The organism is Serratia symbiotica, assembly GCF_000821185.2.
Taxonomy (GTDB): Bacteria; Pseudomonadota; Gammaproteobacteria; order Enterobacterales; family Enterobacteriaceae; genus Serratia; species Serratia symbiotica.
Genome location: NZ_CP050855.1, coordinates 2,737,843 through 2,755,102, shown reverse-complemented (window position 1 = coordinate 2,755,102; position 17,260 = coordinate 2,737,843). Strand labels below are relative to the sequence as shown.

The window sequence follows — 17,260 nt, the reverse complement described above, 5'->3', positions numbered from 1 at the left end:
AGGTGAGCATATCACCTCTGTTCAGGTGGCCAAATTCAGTGTGCCACTACAATCAGCAAGAGAGCTTTCAAAGCCTGGCTGTTCGACACGGATAAAATGGCAAAGGAAGAAAGCAATGATATACAGCGTCGTATAGGCAATAACGACACCAATTGTGCTGAAGTAAGGCAGAAGAACAACGGCAATGGCTGGCGCAAGGAAGTTAGACAGACCTGCGGAGAGGTTATAGACCGAAATGGCCGCACCTTTGTGACGAGGCTCCAGTGCCGGAAATACCGCAGCCATCGGCACGAATGCCGCGACAAATATGCCTAATGCGATAGCAGGGATCAGCGCCATACCGAAATTATGACCAAAGTGCTGCGGCACATAGTAAAATACCAGGCTTGAAGCCGCCATCCCAAGGCAACCAAACCAGCGAACAACCCGCATCCAACCCATTTTTTCGGCGACGATCCCCCAGAAAATATTGGAGAAAATGGTAGTAAAGAAGAATACCGCCCACACCTGTAGCCATTCGGTCGTCGTGAAGCCTAGTTCATCTACAAACATCAGGGGCATAATCACCGCAAAACCAAATAGAGAAAGGGTGTTGATAATCCGCACCATGCTCGAATACATGATGCTGCGATTGGTGTACAGTAGCGTAATAGCGCGGCTTAGTTCATTCAGTTTCTCACGCGTCATAAGGTTGTGCATATGCGTTGGGGTTTGCACCTTACGCAATGAAATCATGGCAATCAATCCACCTGTGAGGCAGAAGAACAGCGCCATCCACAGCGTCCCCAACTCCCCGACAAGCGGGATAGTAAAGCTCGGAATATAGCTACCGGCTACGCCGATACCGATGGAATAGACCGCCCAGTACCAACCAAGCGCTGAACTGGAGTTTTCACTCTTCACGTTATGGATAATGACCACGATGAAAGAGTAAAGGAATAGCGGGTAGGCAAACCCGCGAATACCGTAAAACAGCAGGATCAGCGGGTAGTTTGTATGCCCCAGACCGAAGACAAGGAACAGAACATGGAAAATGCACCACAGCACAAAACCAATAAACATGGTTTTCTGCGGCGTGATAATTTCAGCCACCACACCGGAAACCCAGGCAGAAAGTGCCGCTGCTAACCCATAAAGCGTGAAGGCAAAAGAAGCCTGTGCAGGAGAGAATCCCAGCTCTTTGATGTAGTGGGACAAAAATGCCAGCTCAAAACCGTCTCCGGTCATAAACACGGCAATAGCTATGTAGCCCCACAGCAGATGTAGCGGTAACCCAAACCACTGTTTGTTAGTAACAGACATAGTGACCTCATTTTCGTGTACAAGAGGATCCCCCGGTTATGACTGGGGTTTTTTATTATAAAAATCAGTCATTTCTAAAATTCAGATCGTTCTCATACAAAGACTTAAATTGCGTATACCTTTTCAGTAGGCTTTTATGCTGTACAGGGCGTGCACGCCATGTCTGGTTGATTTCCGGTTTCTTGCAAACTGTAGCCAGATCTTTGCCCGCAGCCAGACACGCTAACCGCGCCGCGCCAAGAGCACCACTGGTTTCACCACCTTCGTGTGTCACGACTGAGATATTGAGAACATCCGCCAGCAGTTGCGCCCAGAGCGGGCTGCGCGCACCTCCTCCCACCAACGAGCATTGCGCTAAGTGTGTGCCACTTTCCTGCAACACATGAAGACCATCGGCGAGGCCGAAATTGACACCTTCCAGTACGGCGTAACCCATCGTTGCGCGATTGCTGGCGTGCGTCAGACCGTGAAACATCCCTTTGGCATCAGGATCGTTATGGGGAGTTCGTTCGCCCGATAGATAGGGTAAAAACATCGGCGCGTTTGCTCTTTGGCTATCGCTGAGTTGTGCTACCTCCTCCAGCAATGCGGCTTCAGTAATCCCTACCAGACGGCAGAACCATTGCAGGCAACTGGCAGCACTGAGCATCACGCTCATCTGGTGCCAACGATCGGGTAACACATGGCAAAACGCGTGGACAGCAGAAGCTGGAGCCGGGCGATATGCTTCGTTCACCACAAATAAAACCCCGGAAGTACCAAGTGAAATAAAGGCATCACCGGGATTTACAGCCCCCACGCCAATCGCACTCACCGCGTTATCCCCCCCACCCCCGGCAACAACCACTGACGGGTTCAATCCCCAACGTTTGGCTATTTCCGGTGCAAGTGTGGCGGAAATGTCGCAGCCTTCGACGAGTTCGGGCATGTTGCGTCTTGAAAGTCCGCATTTCTCCAGCAGCGCGTCAGACCAGTCGCGCCTGGCGACATCAAGCCAGAGCGTGCCAGCGGAATCCGACATGTCAGAGATTTTTTTTCCTGTCATTTGCCAGCGCAGGTAGTCTTTTGGCAATAAAACTGTGTCGATGCGTTTGAAATTATCGGGTTCTTGTCTGCGAACCCACAGCAGTTTCGGTGCAGTAAAACCTGGCATGGCGAGATTTCCGGCAATCGAATGCAGCTCAGGAGCGATTTCCTCAAGCTCCGCGCACTCCAGAGCACTACGGGTATCGTTCCATAAAATCGCCGGACGAATAACTTCCCCCGCAGCGTCAAGCAATACCGCACCGTGCATCTGCCCGCAGAGGCCAATGGCTTTTATCGCCGCCCAGTGTTGCTCACATTTCTCTTTCAATGTGGCCATCAGGTAATGGGTGGCTTCCCACCAGGCCTGTGGACTTTGCTCTGACCAGTGTGGATGAGGCCGCTGAAGAGTCAGAGGTGCGCTATGGCTGGTAACAATCTCGCCGCTTTCATCAATGACCAGCGCCTTGACTTCAGAAGTTCCAAGATCGATGCCTAAATACATGGTTCACCCCTCAGCGGATTAGCGCGTAAATTGCTTGAATTTTTTCACGTAACAGCACGTCGAAATCCTCACGCAGCGTTAACTCTCCGAACAGGGCCTTGTCGTTGGCAAAAAGCGCAATCGGGTCTTCTGCGTTAAACATGGCGTGAACCGCGTCTGCATCCAGAATGCCATCTTGATATTCGTAAGGCAGTTGCCCCTTATGCCACTGCTCCATGAAGACAAAGAACAGTGCAGGCAGCATTGCGGTTGCGTGCGGGATCACACCACGCTGATAACATGCGCTCATCGTCGGGGTAATCATTGCCGGGATTTTTGAGAAACCATCCGCCGCTACGCGCTGGTTGGTATCTTCAATATAGGGGTTGGTGAAGCGCTTAAGGACAATGTCACGGTATGTCGGCAGGTCGATGCTGTTATCACCCAGTCTTGGGATAACATCTTCGGTGACATAGCGATCGGCAATGGCATAAATGGCGTCAGTTAGGGTGCTTTCATGGATAAACTGCTTGCCCATCAGCGTTCCGGCCCAGGCAATACAGCTATGGGACGCATTCAGAATGCGGATTTTTGCCTCTTCGTATGGAATAACAGATTTAACCATTTCCACACCGACGGCTTCAAGATCAGGCCGAACATCGCGGAAATTGTCCTCAACCACCCATTGAATAAAGGTTTCACTCATCACCGGTGCTTTGTCATCAATACCGGTTTTTTCTTTAATACGTGCTGGCAGATCCGCCGCTGGGCGTGGTGTGATGCGGTCAACCATGGCATTTGGGCAACTGGCATTCGCTTTTAGCCAGTCAATAACGGCATGTTTTTCTCTCAGTGCGAGGAACTCTACCAGGCCATCATGGAAGCGTTCACCGTTATGACGTAAGTTATCACAGTTGAGCAACGTTAACGGACTGGCATGATTGACCATACGTTGTTCAAGAATACGGGTAATAACGCCATAAATCGTTTTATTACCGCCCTGCAAGTCACAGGCTAAATCAGCGTTACCGACCTCGAGTTTATGAGCGGTATTCAGATAGTAGCCGCCCTCCGTCACGGTAAAAGCGATAACTTTGGTCTCAGGTTTTGCACCTTCAGCAATCAATGGCTGCAAATCTGCCTGCCACGGTAACAATTTATGAATAGACGTTATTTCTTCATAAATACGTTTACCCTCAGGACTAACGGTTTCTAACACGTAGCGGCCTTGCTGCGCAGTCAGAGCGGTAACCACATGTTCAGCATCATTACGAATATTACCGGCGGCGATATGCCAGCGGGCATCTCCTTGTGCAATCAAACGGTGCAGATACCAGGCCTGGTGCGCGCGGTGAAAAGATTCCAAACCAATATGTAACCAGATGTAACCAGATTGCGTTGTCATAACATTGCTCTCAATTTCAGTTTGCGAGCAAGAATGTAATTGAAAAGTTAAATAATTTAAGGGCTTTATGTCACAAAGATCAATTGACCTAAAAAATAACAAATGATCAAAAAGAGGAGAAATTGAGTTGCCTGCACGTCCCAAAATGTGGATATACATTCGGGAGCTAACTCTCCCGTTTACAATATTAAAGTACTGAATAAATTTATAAATGAAGAAGATACCCGGCAGAAAGTTCGCGCCGCCTGGATGTACTACATAGCCGGGCAAAACCAGAGTGAAATTGCTATGCAACTGGGCATTTCACGTCCGGTGGTATACGCCTGATTGCTGCTGCGAAAGACGAAGGGATTGTTTCTATTGGGCTGAATCATCCTGTCGTGAGTTGCCTGGATTACGCACAGATGCTCAAAGAAAAATATGGGCTAGTTGAATGTAACGTTGTGCCCGCTTTTACTAGCGACGTGACGCTCGATAGCGTTTCCTTTGGCTGTTATCAGTTAATGGAAAAATACCTAAGAACCGATGGCGACAAAGTTATTGGGATAGGCTTCGGGCTTACGTTGAAAGAGACTATCAGACGCATCGATTTTGATAGCGCTAACACCCGCTGCGTCGCCTTAATCAGCGCCATGGATGCTGGTGGGAAATGTAACTATTACGATGACGTTCCACTGCTGTTGGCGAATAAAATTCAGGCTAACTATTATCAATGTCCTGCACCACGCTATGCGCAAACCTCCCTTGAACATCAAATGTGGTGTCCATATCGTCTGTTCAAAAGCGTTTCAAATGTCGCAAAAGAATCTGACGTTATTTTTGTCGGTATCGTCGCGCTCACTCAGGAAAGCCCAATATTTAAAGATGGGTTTATTACTCTCGAACAGCTTGAAATGCTGACGCTGCAAGGGGCTATCGGGGAAATTCTGGGTCGCTTCATTGATGCTAACGGTGACGTCGTGGAGAGTGATATCAATAACCTGATCACCAGTTACGATATGCGCCGCAGCCTACGGTGAAGATAAGCGCCGGGTTATTTTTTCAGCGCTTAAGGGCAAATGGATTAACGGCCTGGTCACCGATGAACACACTGCCCGTTAGCTGAGCGTTGGCGGAATTTCGATGCATTGAATCTTCGCATCTCCAGAATCAATGATTGAAAACACCGCCTCAAGCATAGCCGGGACATCCTGCCTGACCATATCGATATCATGCCCCAGTAATGGGACAAAAGGATCCCAGTCAAAGCAGCCCATCGGCGGTTGTCGCTCCCCTGTTTGCCCACGCGCAGCCAACCACTGAACTACACCTTCCAACGATATAGTCGAATTAACAAACAAACCATAGACGCCATTTTCTGGGGGAGTAAATGCTGTCAGCGTTTCCTGAACATGTTTTGGTGAATAGCCGTCGATAAAAATACTCTTCGCGCAAACCACTAGCCCCGCTTCTTGATGTGCATCGCGAAAACCCCGCAGACGCTCACGCGTGTTATGGTCATTGCGTCGTCCACCGACAAACGTTAGCGGAATTTTTTTTCCGAAACGCTTTTGGGTATTAATCAAAATACGTTCAGTGAGTAACTTTGCGCCGTCATAGTTATCGGAAATAACCGAAGGTGCCAATGTTCCAGGCAAATCGAGGTTTAAAGTATGTACGCCAGCCTGAGTGCAGAGTTTAGAAATTTCATCCGCCCGCGTCGCCCCTGTCGCAATAACCCATTCAACCTGCCAGGAAAGCAGGGTACGGACCGCATCAAGTTCCAGGTCCGGGTTGCGACGGGTGCACGTAATGATAGGAAACAGGCCGCGCTCACGCGCCATCTCTTCAAATTTTTCAACGATTGAACCGAAGTAGCGGTTGTCGTATTTCGGCACAATCATGCCGATAACACGTGATTTTTCTTTTCGCAGCAAGCTGGCCTGCCGATTGACGGCATATCCTTGTTCCTGCGCAATCTGCGTGACTTTCTCTGCCAGTTTTGCGCTGATGCGGCGCTTCTTCCAGGTGCCGTTAAGAATTGCGCTTACTGCACTCGCTGAAACGCCCGTCAGTTCCGCCAAATCGTAAATGGTAATTTTCTTCGTATTCCTGGCGTGCATCACAAATTTTTCTCTCCATGTCTAATTGTGCTTGTCGCAAATATCATCTGGTGCTAATTCTGCTCTATCGATTGAGCAAAAATGACGACATCCCAAAATTCTGGCCCACTGAAGAGGATTATAAAATGAAAAATACCATACCCTCTAAGAATAACTCTCTCAGCGGTAAAACTGCGGCCATCACAGGTGCAGCTTCCGGTATTGGTCTTGCATGTGCCAGAACTTTACTGGCTGCCGGCGCTAAAGTTGTACTTATTGACCGCGACGGTGAAAAACTGGAGAAATTGACGACTGAAATGGGTGAAAATGCATTTCCACTGGTCGTCGATCTGATGCAGTCACAGCAGGTCGATAAAATTCTTGAGGGCATTCTGGAACGCGCGGGACGTTTGGATATCTTCCATGCCAATGCCGGAGCCTATATCGGCGGCCCGATTGCAGAAGGTGATCCTGATGTTTGGGATCGCGTGCTGAATCTTAATATTAACGCTGCATTTCGTAGCGTGCGTGCCGTTCTACCTCATCTGATCGCACAGAAATCAGGCGATATCATCTTCACCAGTTCAGTTGCCGGTGTGGTGCCGGTTATCTGGGAGCCAATTTATACCGCGTCAAAATTTGCAGTACAGGCCTTTGTTCACTCCACCCGTCGCCAGGTTGCACAATATGGTGTACGTGTAGGCGCAGTGTTACCAGGCCCGGTAGTTACTGCCCTCCTCGACGACTGGCCGAAAGAGAAAATGGAAGAAGCGTTGGCAAATGGCAGCCTGATGCAGCCCATTGAAGTTGCTGAGTCCGTGCTGTTTATGGTTACCCGCAATAAAAACGTGACCGTTCGCGATTTGGTAATACTGCCAAATAGTATGGATTTGTAATTCCAAATAAACGGGCTATGAAGATGAAAAATAAAGCCGTAGAAAAAAATACTGTCATTGGCGTCGATGTTGGGTCGGGCAGTGTGCGCGCTGGGATTTTCGATCTTTCTGGGCATTTACTTGCCCATGCTACGCGCCCTATTACAACGTTTCGTAGTGCAGGCAACAAAGTTGAGCAGTCCAGTAACGAAATCTGGCAGACTGTATGCCAGAGCATTGGTGAAGCAGTTGGCGCTGCGGGTGTAGCGCCAGCAAGCGTAAGCGGTATTGGCTTTGGTGCGACCTGTTCACTCGTTGTGCTGGGTCGAGGCGGTGAACCGCTGCCGGTTGGGGATATCACGCAACCAGAACGTAATATCATTGTCTGGATGGATCACCGCGCAACTGAGCAGGCCGAACGCATTAACGAGACTCAACACCCGGTATTACAGTATGTCGGCGGCAAAATGTCACCGGAGATGGAAACCCCAAAAATCCTGTGGCTGAAAGAGAACCGCAGGGAAATCTATGATAGCGCATGGCAATTCTTCGACCTGGCAGACTTTCTCACTTGGCGCGCGACCGGTGATTTGGTTCGTTCAACTTGCACAGTAACCTGCAAATGGACCTACTTGGCGCACGAAAAACGTTGGGAGCCAGACTACTTCCGCATCATTGGTCTTAATGAGCTGGCAGATGAAGAATTTGTACGTATCGGCCAGAATATCAAAGAGCCGGGAACGCCTTGTGGACAAGGCTTAAGCGCCATGGCGGCTGATGAAATGAGATTGCCTGTCGGCACCCCTGTTGCCATCGGCATGATTGACGCACATGCGGGGGGTATTGGCACAGCGGGGATTGATAATGGTGCGCTGCATAATCTTGCCTGGGTTTTTGGTACTTCTGCCTGCACCATGACATCGACAGAAAACCCGGTCTATATTCCGGGCGTATGGGGTCCGTACTATTCAGCAATGGTTCCGGGTATGTGGTTAAGCGAAGGTGGTCAGAGTGTTGCCGGAGCGGCTATCGATCAGCTCGCAACCTTCCACCCTGCTGCTGGCGAAGCAAAAGAACAGGCGCAGGCGCTTAATGTTCCTTTGCCAGTATACCTTGCGGATTTGGCACTGGCTAAAATTACCGATCCTTCCCGCGCTATCGAACTGGCCCGAGGTCTACATGTGGTTCCGGAGTTTTTAGGTAATCGTGCACCGTTTGCTGATCCTGAGGCCAGAGCTGTTATTGCCGGGTTAGGGATGGAACGCGACTTGGACAATTTAATTGCACTGTATATCGCCGGGCTTTGTGGGATAGGCTACGGGCTGCGGCAGATTATAGATGCTCAACATCAGCAAGGAGTCAAGACTGATAAGATAGTCATTAGCGGTGGTGCAGGGCAACATCCGTTGGTACGTCAACTGCTGGCCGATGCCTGCCAGCAGCCCATTATCACTACGCAATGTAGCGAACCGGTGTTGCTGGGTTCAGCGATTTTGGGTGCTGTAGCCGGGGATGTTGCATCAACCGTGCATGAAGCTATGACGCTAATGACTAAACTGGACAGGCAATTCGAGCCACAAGAGGCTTATCGCCAGACGCACCAGTCACGCTATGAGAGCTATAAGCTCTTACAGCAAACGGCTAGGGCGATTCGAAATAATTAAAATAGGGCGGATCACTGCCCGCATAAGATAACCTGTGTCATTCATGGACATCGTTTCACTATAATACCTCACGATGAACAGGGAAATTCAGCTGTGATTACCGCGAGTAAAACTCTATGAAACGTCTGGTGATGCGGAGTTAGTATGCTGTCGCTGTGATATTTCGCCTCCCACATTACGTAAATGGAGGCGCAGGTATCTGGCACAGGGAATGGTTGGTCTGGAAAGCCATAGCTGTCGCCCTAGAAGCTTACCATCAACTAAAACCGGCCCAGACGAAGTCAGCGCTGTTCTGGAGTCACGTTCACAGTAGAATTTGGGTGCCAGGCGGATCCAACGCGAGTTCAAGTGGCTTCATTCAATCTCTTTGGCGATGGCAACGATCCATAAGGTTGTTAGCCAGAATCAGATTAAGCCAGTGGTTAAATTTCGACAGAAAGCTGATTTTATTCGCGACAGGGTATTAAGGCTTTACTCACGTCGCACAGCTGTAAACACGCTGGATTTTATCAATTGTGTTATTGAAGAAATGCCTTTCTCAATACAGTGGTTCCAGACGGAGCGGGAAAGAGAGTTTTTTGCCGTTAAGGTATAGGAAGAATTAAAAGAATGCGGTATCAAATTCCGCCCAAACAAGCCTGCTTCACCTCATACACCGGGTACCAGACACTGTTTACCCAGCCGGACATTCAGGAGGCGGCCTGCTGAGCGCACTTGGCCTAACAGCCGGTTGTGTGAACTGTTGCCTTACCCAGAAAATCATTTCGTCTGATAGTGGTAATGAGTTTATCCCCCCCCCCAAAAAAAAATGCAAAAACCATGTGAGTTGGCGCAACGCTTACGCTGCTATTGGCGCTGGCGGTGCTGATCGGGCTGACAGCCTGGTTGAGTTGGCGCGGGTGGCACCAAGATAAGCGCCGCGATGATCGGTTGAGTCGTTGGCTATCGCCGGGGTGGCTGCGCGTTACCTGCTCGCTGAGTTGGCTGGCGGTGCTTACCGGCGGCTACTTGCTGAACCAGCAGCAGATGCCAGTGTCTTAGCATCTGCTGTGGCAAGTGCTGTCTGGTTGATCTTTCAAGCAGCGCTCTCCTTCCTGCCTAGCTGGATTGCTCAGGAAGGGCGGCGGGTCGCCAGCCCCCGCCGCACGCATAAAAATGTACCTTACGATCACGCTTTGCTCGAAATACCCAATACCCAGGCTTCTGGCGCGTTGCCGTCCAGCAGAGCCTGTGTTGAGCCGTCGTAATCGATGCGGCCATCCACCACCAGCAGTGTGCGCGGCGCGATACGCACGGCGTCCTCCAGATTGTGCGACACCATCAGTAGCGTCAGCTTGCGCTGTTCGCACACAGCCAGCAACAGTTGCAGCATCTCATGGCGTAGCGCTGGATCAAGCGCCGAGAAAGGTTCGTCGAGCAGCAGGATCGGCCGTTGGCGGATCAGGCAACGTGCCAGGGCAGCACGCTGCCGCTGACCACCGGACAACTGCGATGGTAAACGCGGCAACTGTTCTTCCAACCCCACCTGACGGGCGATCTGCGCCAGTTGCTGCTGTTGATCCGCGCTCAGGTGCAGGCCGGGATCCAGACCCAGGCCAATATTCTGCGCCACCGTTAGGTGAGCGAACAGGTTATTTTCTTGAAACAGCATCGATACCGGGCGTTTGGCTGGCGGCGTGACGGTGTGATCTGCGCCGTTAAGCACCAGCTTGCCACTGGTGGTTGGCAAAAATCCGGCGATCAAGCTTAGCAGGGTGCTTTTCCCTGCACCGCTTGGCCCTAGCACCGCAACGCGCTCACCCGGCTGGATGCACAGGTCAAAGCACATGGCTAGATGTTCATAGCGATAGGTCAGTTTTTCAAGCGTCAGCATATGTCCTTCATCTTTCAAGTTGCCGCTTTGTGGCATTCAACTCGTTTTCCGACCGATTTGTCGCTCAGTTGCCACCTTGCAGCACCTTGAAATCTATAGGGCTGAGCGGCCTGGTAAACGTTCGATCAGGGTAAACAGCAGGAAACATAGCAACAGCAACAGCAGCGCAGTCACTGCGCCATCGTGACTGCGGTAGGCACCCATCTGCTGGTACAGGTAAAAAGGCAAGGTACGGAAATGCGCGTTGCCAAACAAGGCGACCACGCCGAAATCGCCGATGGACAGCACGCAGGCGAAAGCCAGCGCTTGTGCCAGCGGCTGGCGTAGCGCTTTCAGTTCAATCAGCCGCAGCCGTTGCCAGCCGTGTATGTCCAGTGACAGACATAGCAGGTTGTAGCGTTCGGCCAGATCACACATCGGGTTTTCCAACACCTTCAGCGCATAGGGCAGCGCCATCAGCGCGTTGCTGAGGATCACCAGTGCGTAGGGTGACTGTGGCACTCCAAGGGTATGGCTGAGCAGCAAGAAGAAGCCGGTAGCCAGTACGATGCCCGGCATTGCCAGGATCACCATGCCGCTCAGCTCCAGTGTCTGGCTCCAACGGAGCCGTTGCCGTAGCTTTAGCTCACGGCTGCTCCATAGCAACATCAGGGTCAGCGCCACGCACAATAACCCGGCACCGAGCGCGATGCGCAGCGAGGTCATTAGCGCCTGCCATAGCTGCGGCTGCTGCAACACGCTTGCCAGCGCCTGGTTGATGCCGTTGGTCATCACCGCCAGCAGTGGCGGCAGCAGCAGCAACAGGGCGGCGGCGATCAGCAGGCCATCGACGATGCGGCACCACTGGCTGTCTGCCGGGTTGCGCCAGTGGTGGGCATGGGTGTTGCCCACCGGCAATGCGCGGCTCAGTTGCTGGCTGAGCAGCACCAGCCCCAGGCAGCAGCCCAACTGGATCAGTGCCAGCAGCGCGGCGCGGCTGAGATCGTAGTCGTAGCTCAACGCCTGATAGATCGCCAATTCCAGGGTGGTGGCCTGCGGCCCGCCGCCCAGCGCCAGCACTGTGGCGAAGCTGGCGAAGCACAGCATAAAGATCAGTGCAGCGCTCGGCAGGAGTTGGCGGCGCAGCGCTGGCCATTCGACAATGCGCCACTGCTGCCAACTGTTCATACCGAGCTGAACCGCCAGTTGGCGCTGTTCGACCGGTATATTCTCCAGCGCATGCAACAGCAGGCGGCTGGCTAGCGGCAGGTTAAAAAAGAGGTGCGCCAGTAAAATGCCCCGTAAACCGTAGGGCGAGAAGCTGTAGTTAACACCCAGCCAACTGCACAACGTGGCCAGCCAGCCCTGCTGGCCATAGACGCTGAGTAGCCCGAACACCGCCACTAGCACCGGCAGCACCAACGTCATGGCGCATAGCCTAAGCAGCCACTGCCTACCAGGGAAACGGCGGCGATACAGCGCCCGCGCCAGTAAGATGGCGGGCAGCACCGAGAGCAGTGCCGACAGCAGTGCCTCCCAGAAGGTGAAGCGCACCACATGCCATAGGTAGCTGTCCTGCCACAAGTTGCGCCAGTCGCTTTCTGGTGCATAGTGCCACAGTGAGCCGAGCGCCAGCGTGGCGATGGTCAGGATCAGACCTGCGGCCAACAACCCAGGCCACCACCAAATGGGGATCAGTGGCTGACGGCGGTTTGCCATGCCCGAACCCAATTGCCGCGATGTTTAGCCACTTCGTCGGTGCGGTATTGCAGTGTGGTTTGCACAGTGGTCATCTGTTCAAAGCCGATCGGCAGTGGGGTGTCGATGACGGGATACATCCAGTTGCCGAGAGGGATGCTGCTCTGGAATGCTGGCGTCACCATAAACTGCATGAAGCGCTTCGCCAACGCAGGCTGTTTGCTGGCCTTGAGTTTGCCGGCAACCTCGACCTGAAGATAGTGGCCTTCGCTGAATTGGGCGGCGGCATAACTGTCTTTTTTTTCTTTGATCAGGTGGTAGGCCGGGGAAGTGGTGTAGCTGAGCACCAGATCGGCTTCGCCCTTGAGGAACAGGCCATAAGCTTCGCTCCAACCCTTAGTGACGGTGACGGTTTTTTTCGCCAGTTGTTGCCAGGCCTCTGGCGCTTTTTCGCCATAGACTTTTTGCATCCATAGCAGCAGGCCAAGACCAGGGGTACTGGTGCGCGGATCTTCGTAAATTACCCGCCAGTGTTGGTCACGGCTCACTAGTTCTTGCAGGCTTTTAGGCGGGTTTTTCAGTTTGTCCTTGTTGTAGACGAAGGCAAAGTAGCCGTAGTCGTAGGGCACGAAGGTTTTATCCTGCCAGCCCCCCGGTACGGTCAGTTTGCTGGTATCCACATCGCTCGGTGCGAACAGGTCGGTTTGCTGCGCCGCTTGCAGCAGGTTGTTGTCCAGCCCAAGCACCACGTCGGCGGCGCTATTTTTGCCTTCCATGCGCAGACGGTTCAACAGCGATACGCCGTCTGCCAGTGTGACGAATTGCAATTCGCAGCCGCAGTCGGCCTCGAAGGCTTTTTTCACTGCTGGGCCGGGGCCCCAGTCGGCGGCGAAGGAATCATAGGTATAAACCGTCAGTGTCGGCTTGGCGAGCGCCGATGCGGCGCACAGCAGCAGTAAACAGGGCAGGTATTTTTTTTTGACCACTTTGCACTCCTGAAAAATAAAAGGGCAAGGGTATCTGAGGGGGCGAGGCGGTGAGGCTGGGTCGCTAGGCTCAAATCCCTCCGCCGGTATTGACCGGATCAGGTTCGACGGGTGTGCTCTCAGCAGAAAAGGGCCAGCCCCTTTTCCGCACCCCGATGAGACGGCACCATTGTAAAGACTAACCGATGCAAGTGAAAGGCGCTAAGAACCGCATTTAGTCCTCTGACGGTGCAAACCAGGCAGATTTGAAGTCAAACCAGCCGAGGGTGTTCATGCGCACACCGCGCATGCTGCGCTGGCCGTGTAATTGCAGCCAGTGGTGAAACAGCGGATGTAACAGGTGGCTGCTGACCAACCGTTGGCAGAACGCTGCCAGCGGCAGGCTGTTGGCGCGCCACAGTGCGGCTTGCTCGGCCAGATCCTCACTCATGCAGTGCTGCATCAACGGCATCTCATACAGAGTGGCGAACAGCGAGAACGCCAACGGTAGGGTGAAGTTGGCGCTGCCGAGCCACAGATCGCTCTGCGCTTTGCCTTGGTGCCAGGTGGGGTAATCCACGCTCTGTACCCTCAATGTGATGCCGTGTTGTGCCAGCAGCGGTTTGATGGTTTGACAGATGGCGTGGAACTCCGAGTGCTCGTTGAAATAGGTGATCGTCAGCGCGCTCAGGCTTGGCGGTTTCGGCTGTTGCGTCAATGTACGGTTATGATGCCAGCGCGGCAGCAGGCCGTAGGCGGGCGACCAGTAGCGTTGATAGACAGTCTCGGCGTTGTTCAACAGGGAAATCGGGTTGAGCAGTGCGCACAGCCAACTACGGATAGCCGCATCGGCCGCCAGCGGTGAGCGTTGATCGAACAGCAGAAAATAACAGCCTTCCTCCAGTCGGCTTTCCAGCTCGTTTTTGCTGGTGTCGTCACCCTGCAATTGTACGCCGGAGTGCATCAGCTCTTCAGTCAATTCTGGTAGTACCCAGATATTCACTTCGTCGATCAGCGCCCGGTAGCCAAAATAGTCGTCGAAGGCGTGGATCTTCATTTGGCTGTGGTGGTTACGCACCATGCTATACGGCCCAGTGCCGATCGGGTGGCGGGCGAAATCCGGCAGGCTTTGCCATTCACGCGGCAGGATCATCGCATGCACGCTGCCCAATAACCATGGTAGCCAGTAATCGGGGCTGTGCAGATGCACATCGATGACGTGAGGGGATGGTGATGTCACATGCTTGATGTGTGAAAACAGTGGCTGCGGCATCAGGCGGGTGAGCGAACGGATGACATCTTCCATCTCCAATTCGCGACCGTGGTGAAAACGAATCGCTGGACGCAGATAAAAACGCCAGTGTAGTGGCGTCAAGACTTGCCAGTGATGGGAAAGATCTGATTCTGGTTCCCCATTTTCCTCATTTATCCGCGTCAAACCGCTGAAGATCTGCCGAGCCAAGTGTGTTTCCGAACGCCGCAGTGCTGAGCCGGGCAGCAGGTTGTACAGTTGGCGATAGTAGAGCACCCGTAGAATGTGTTTTCCTTGGCGAAAGCGGCGGCCGAGTTGGGATAACAGCATTTGGCGAAGCTCATTTTTATTGCCGACCAACTGTACCAACTGATCGATGCGATCTTGATCCAGTAACTCTTCAGCCCACTGCTGCTGCAACGCCAGGCCGGTGTAATGGAAGGTGAGGAGAGAACGCTTGCTGCGCCCCGGTTCCGCTTGCCAGGTGAGCCAATCCCGCTGCTGCATGGTGTTCAGCAGCGAACGCATATGACGCCGCGAGCACTTGAGCACGTCTGCCAACTGCTGAAGCGTGGTTTCGGTGGTCTTGCCATGGTAGCGCTGCCACAAGCGGATGAACTGCTGCTGCAATCTGGAAGTGGACATAAAAGAGGAATACTCCTGTGTCAATTCGTCAATTTATCTTTTCCCATATTACGCCGACAATTTTCCTCAACGAACGGGGGAGGGCGAATAATGAAAACTTTCTTGTCAAAACAGTTTTATCAGCGCTATTTCAGTGCGGTGCGCCGCCAGCACGCTGATTGGTTGGGGGTGGTGCCAGAACAGGCACGGCTGGAGATGCTGGCTCACCTGCTCCAGTGGGATCTTAGGCCGTATCCCACCGTTGAATCTGACACCGCAGCAGACCCAACAACCCGTTATCCCGACGGAGGGGGCGGCCAATAGTGGGCTATGGGCAAGCCCGACAACGTAAACTAGGCCTGTGTTACCCGCCGCTCATTTGGCCCACTACACCTCACGACCCGCACCTTGCTGCGGGTCAAATGACTACAGCCTTGACATGAAGGACAAACAGTATCGCGAGCCTCTGTGATAAGGCAACAAAGTGATGCCCAATGGATTTCATACCTTAGCTAGGCGGCAAGGGGAGAAAATCCAACAACGCTATGATTTGAAATACGAAGAGCAAAAGAGTTTCTGAGTAATGCGGCTGTTTCGCCAGCCAGTGGGGCAACCCACAGGTTTTTTTATCCTGTCAGGCGTTCATCTTCTTGCAATTTACATCAGCTATCCTAAGGTTTTCACTTCTAAGAGCACTGACTAAGAGAAGATATGAAACGCCCCAATTGGTTGTCCCAACGCTTTAATCCCATCTTTGCCGCTTTCCTGCTGATCGCCTTTCTTTCCGGCATCGCTGGCGCGTTACAGGCACCGACGCTGAGTCTGTTCCTGACCACTGAGGTGAAAGTGCGGCCGCTATGGGTCGGGTTGTTCTATACCGCCAACGCGGTGGCTGGCATCCTGGTCAGCTTCCTGTTGGCTAAACGTTCCGATACTCGCGGCGATCGGCGTAGGTTAATTTTGCTGTGTTGCGTGATGGCCGTCGGCAATTGCTTGCTGTTCGCCTTCAACCGTGACTATCTGACGCTGATCACCCTGGGGGTGTTGATGGCGGCGATCGCCAATACCGCGATGCCGCAAATTTTCGCTTTGGCGCGGGAATACGCTGACAATGAAGCGCGTGAGGTGGTGATGTTCAGTTCGGTGATGCGCGCTCAACTGTCGCTGGCGTGGGTGATCGGCCCGCCGCTGTCGTTTGCGTTGGCGCTGAACTACGGTTTCACCAGAATGTTTCTGATAGCTGCTGCTACCTTTGTCGTCTGTTCGTTGCTGGTCGGGTTCACCTTGCCCTCGGTACCGCGTGCGAAGGCGATGGACAATACCTTGCAGGGCGGTACTACTGTGCTGATCGCTCCTGCCAACGCTTGGCGCAACCGCGATGTGCGTCTTTTGTTTATCGCCTCAATGCTGATGTGGACTTGCAACACCATGTACATCATCGACATGCCGCTGTACATCACCGCCGATCTCGGCTTGCCGGAGAACCTGGCGGGGGTGCTGATGGGTACCGCAGCCGGATTGGAGATCCCAGCGATGTTGCTGGCGGGTTACTGTGTCAGGTACTTCGGCAAGCGCAACATGATGCTGTTTGCGGTGCTGGCTGGGGTGCTGTTCTACGCCGGGTTAGTGGTGTTCAATGGTCGGTCGGCGCTGATGGCGTTGCAGTTACTCAATGCCATCTTTATCGGCATCGTCGCGGGTATCGGCATGCTCTATTTCCAGGATCTGATGCCGGGGCGGCCAGGTGCTGCGACGACGTTGTTTACCAATAGCATTTCTACCGGGGTGATCTTGGCGGGTGTATTACAGGGAGCACTGGTGGAAAATCTGGGTCACTATGCAGTTTACTGGCTGGCAGCGCTGCTGGCAGTGGCAGCGCTGTGGATGAGCACCCGGGTGCGGGACGTCTGAGAAACGTTGGCATTATTGACCTATATCATTGAGAATGATGCGCCACACAGCCAAGCTATGCGGGCACCGAGTGCGATTGCTGCGCTCTTTTCCATCTTGCTTGAGATGCCGATCCGTTTAGAAA

The 17,260-nt window shown here is 52.9% G+C and carries 13 protein-coding genes, 2 pseudogenes and 1 riboswitch; of the genes and pseudogenes, 7 read left to right on the top strand and 8 right to left on the bottom strand.

Going from position 1 to position 17,260, the window contains the following annotated elements:
- Window positions 1-21: 21 nt before the first annotated feature.
- The 3 genes from SYMBAF_RS13715 to dalD all read right to left on the bottom strand — a co-directional run bounded on the left by SYMBAF_RS13715 (window position 22) and on the right by dalD (window position 4,214).
- Window positions 22-1,302, bottom strand: a complete 1,281-nt coding sequence (locus SYMBAF_RS13715) for an RbtT/DalT/CsbX family MFS transporter (protein ID WP_040262662.1) — start codon at window positions 1,300-1,302, stop codon at window positions 22-24.
- A gap of 64 nt (window positions 1,303-1,366) precedes the next feature.
- The gene (xylB, locus tag SYMBAF_RS13710) at window positions 1,367-2,830 is read right to left on the bottom strand and encodes a xylulokinase (RefSeq protein WP_040262664.1); all 1,464 of its coding nucleotides are present in this window, start codon (window positions 2,828-2,830) and stop codon (window positions 1,367-1,369) included.
- A 10-nt stretch (window positions 2,831-2,840) separates the two neighbouring features.
- Window positions 2,841-4,214: a D-arabinitol 4-dehydrogenase gene (gene dalD / locus SYMBAF_RS13705; protein WP_040262666.1), complete on the bottom strand. Its 1,374-nt coding sequence runs from the start codon at window positions 4,212-4,214 to the stop codon at window positions 2,841-2,843.
- A 249-nt stretch (window positions 4,215-4,463) separates the two neighbouring features.
- Here dalD and SYMBAF_RS13700 point away from each other — a divergent pair.
- Window positions 4,464-5,315, top strand: a pseudogene (locus SYMBAF_RS13700) (sugar-binding transcriptional regulator).
- On the opposite strand, the gene SYMBAF_RS13695 reads toward SYMBAF_RS13700, so the two are convergent.
- Window positions 5,312-6,316 (bottom strand): LacI family DNA-binding transcriptional regulator, encoded by a 1,005-nt coding sequence (locus tag SYMBAF_RS13695; protein ID WP_040262668.1) that lies wholly within the window; start codon window positions 6,314-6,316, stop codon window positions 5,312-5,314. The pseudogene SYMBAF_RS13700 and the gene SYMBAF_RS13695 overlap by 4 nt on opposite strands.
- Window positions 6,317-6,441: 125 nt before the next feature.
- Here SYMBAF_RS13695 and SYMBAF_RS13690 point away from each other — a divergent pair, with 125 nt between their 5' ends.
- The 4 genes and pseudogenes from SYMBAF_RS13690 to SYMBAF_RS13675 all read left to right on the top strand — a co-directional run bounded on the left by SYMBAF_RS13690 (window position 6,442) and on the right by SYMBAF_RS13675 (window position 9,875).
- Window positions 6,442-7,191 carry an SDR family oxidoreductase gene (locus SYMBAF_RS13690; RefSeq protein WP_040262874.1) on the top strand — a complete coding sequence of 250 codons (750 nt, stop codon included), beginning with the start codon at window positions 6,442-6,444 and terminating at the stop codon, window positions 7,189-7,191.
- Window positions 7,192-7,214: 23 nt separating this feature from the next.
- The gene (locus SYMBAF_RS13685) at window positions 7,215-8,834 is read left to right on the top strand and encodes an FGGY-family carbohydrate kinase (RefSeq protein ID WP_040262876.1); all 1,620 of its coding nucleotides are present in this window, start codon (window positions 7,215-7,217) and stop codon (window positions 8,832-8,834) included.
- Window positions 8,835-8,907: 73 nt separating this feature from the next.
- Window positions 8,908-9,495: pseudogene (locus SYMBAF_RS13680) on the top strand (helix-turn-helix domain-containing protein); the annotation flags it as partial.
- 200 nt (window positions 9,496-9,695) lie between these two features.
- Window positions 9,696-9,875, top strand: a complete 180-nt coding sequence (locus tag SYMBAF_RS13675) for a hypothetical protein (protein WP_152609005.1) — start codon at window positions 9,696-9,698, stop codon at window positions 9,873-9,875.
- A 127-nt stretch (window positions 9,876-10,002) separates the two neighbouring features.
- Here the strand turns inward: SYMBAF_RS13675 and thiQ are convergent, their stop codons facing one another.
- The 4 genes from thiQ to sgrR all read right to left on the bottom strand — a co-directional run bounded on the left by thiQ (window position 10,003) and on the right by sgrR (window position 15,246).
- On the bottom strand, window positions 10,003-10,707 hold the full coding sequence (gene thiQ, locus SYMBAF_RS13670) for a thiamine ABC transporter ATP-binding protein ThiQ (RefSeq protein WP_040262878.1): 705 nt from the start codon (window positions 10,705-10,707) through the stop codon (window positions 10,003-10,005).
- Window positions 10,708-10,800: 93 nt separating this feature from the next.
- A complete protein-coding gene (gene thiP / locus SYMBAF_RS13665; RefSeq protein WP_040262672.1) occupies window positions 10,801-12,405 on the bottom strand; it encodes a thiamine/thiamine pyrophosphate ABC transporter permease ThiP in 1,605 nt (534 codons plus the stop codon).
- Window positions 12,381-13,370, bottom strand: coding sequence for a thiamine ABC transporter substrate binding subunit (gene thiB / locus SYMBAF_RS13660; protein ID WP_052447608.1), 990 nt, complete (start codon window positions 13,368-13,370; stop codon window positions 12,381-12,383). The genes thiP and thiB overlap by 25 nt, the downstream gene beginning before the upstream one ends.
- Window positions 13,371-13,427: 57 nt before the next feature.
- Window positions 13,428-13,535, bottom strand: a riboswitch (TPP riboswitch).
- A 49-nt stretch (window positions 13,536-13,584) separates the two neighbouring features.
- Window positions 13,585-15,246 (bottom strand): HTH-type transcriptional regulator SgrR, encoded by a 1,662-nt coding sequence (gene sgrR, locus SYMBAF_RS13655; RefSeq protein WP_040262676.1) that lies wholly within the window; start codon window positions 15,244-15,246, stop codon window positions 13,585-13,587.
- Window positions 15,247-15,336: 90 nt separating this feature from the next.
- On the opposite strand from sgrR, the gene sgrT reads away from it, so the two are divergent.
- Both sgrT and SYMBAF_RS13645 read left to right on the top strand, forming a co-directional pair.
- Complete coding sequence (sgrT, locus tag SYMBAF_RS13650; protein ID WP_006709590.1) at window positions 15,337-15,549, top strand: glucose uptake inhibitor SgrT; 213 nt, start codon at window positions 15,337-15,339, stop codon at window positions 15,547-15,549.
- 387 nt (window positions 15,550-15,936) lie between these two features.
- Window positions 15,937-17,136 (top strand): MFS transporter, encoded by a 1,200-nt coding sequence (locus SYMBAF_RS13645; protein ID WP_040262678.1) that lies wholly within the window; start codon window positions 15,937-15,939, stop codon window positions 17,134-17,136.
- The last annotated feature ends 124 nt before the right edge of the window (window positions 17,137-17,260 follow it).

Bases quoted from the DNA above. Each gene is read 5' to 3' on its own strand.
- thiP (WP_040262672.1), bottom strand. From the start codon at position 12,405: ATGGCAAACCGCCGTCAGCCACTGATCCCCATTTGGTGGTGGCCTGGG.
- SYMBAF_RS13695 (WP_040262668.1), bottom strand. From the start codon at position 6,316: ATGCACGCCAGGAATACGAAGAAAATTACCATTTACGATTTGGCGGAA.
- sgrR (WP_040262676.1), bottom strand. From the start codon at position 15,246: ATGTCCACTTCCAGATTGCAGCAGCAGTTCATCCGCTTGTGGCAGCGC.
- thiQ (WP_040262878.1), bottom strand. From the start codon at position 10,707: ATGCTGACGCTTGAAAAACTGACCTATCGCTATGAACATCTAGCCATG.
- SYMBAF_RS13645 (WP_040262678.1), top strand. From the start codon at position 15,937: ATGAAACGCCCCAATTGGTTGTCCCAACGCTTTAATCCCATCTTTGCC.
- SYMBAF_RS13690 (WP_040262874.1), top strand. From the start codon at position 6,442: ATGAAAAATACCATACCCTCTAAGAATAACTCTCTCAGCGGTAAAACT.
- SYMBAF_RS13715 (WP_040262662.1), bottom strand. From the start codon at position 1,302: ATGTCTGTTACTAACAAACAGTGGTTTGGGTTACCGCTACATCTGCTG.
- dalD (WP_040262666.1), bottom strand. From the start codon at position 4,214: ATGACAACGCAATCTGGTTACATCTGGTTACATATTGGTTTGGAATCT.
- SYMBAF_RS13685 (WP_040262876.1), top strand. From the start codon at position 7,215: ATGAAAAATAAAGCCGTAGAAAAAAATACTGTCATTGGCGTCGATGTT.
- xylB (WP_040262664.1), bottom strand. From the start codon at position 2,830: ATGTATTTAGGCATCGATCTTGGAACTTCTGAAGTCAAGGCGCTGGTC.
- sgrT (WP_006709590.1), top strand. From the start codon at position 15,337: ATGAAAACTTTCTTGTCAAAACAGTTTTATCAGCGCTATTTCAGTGCG.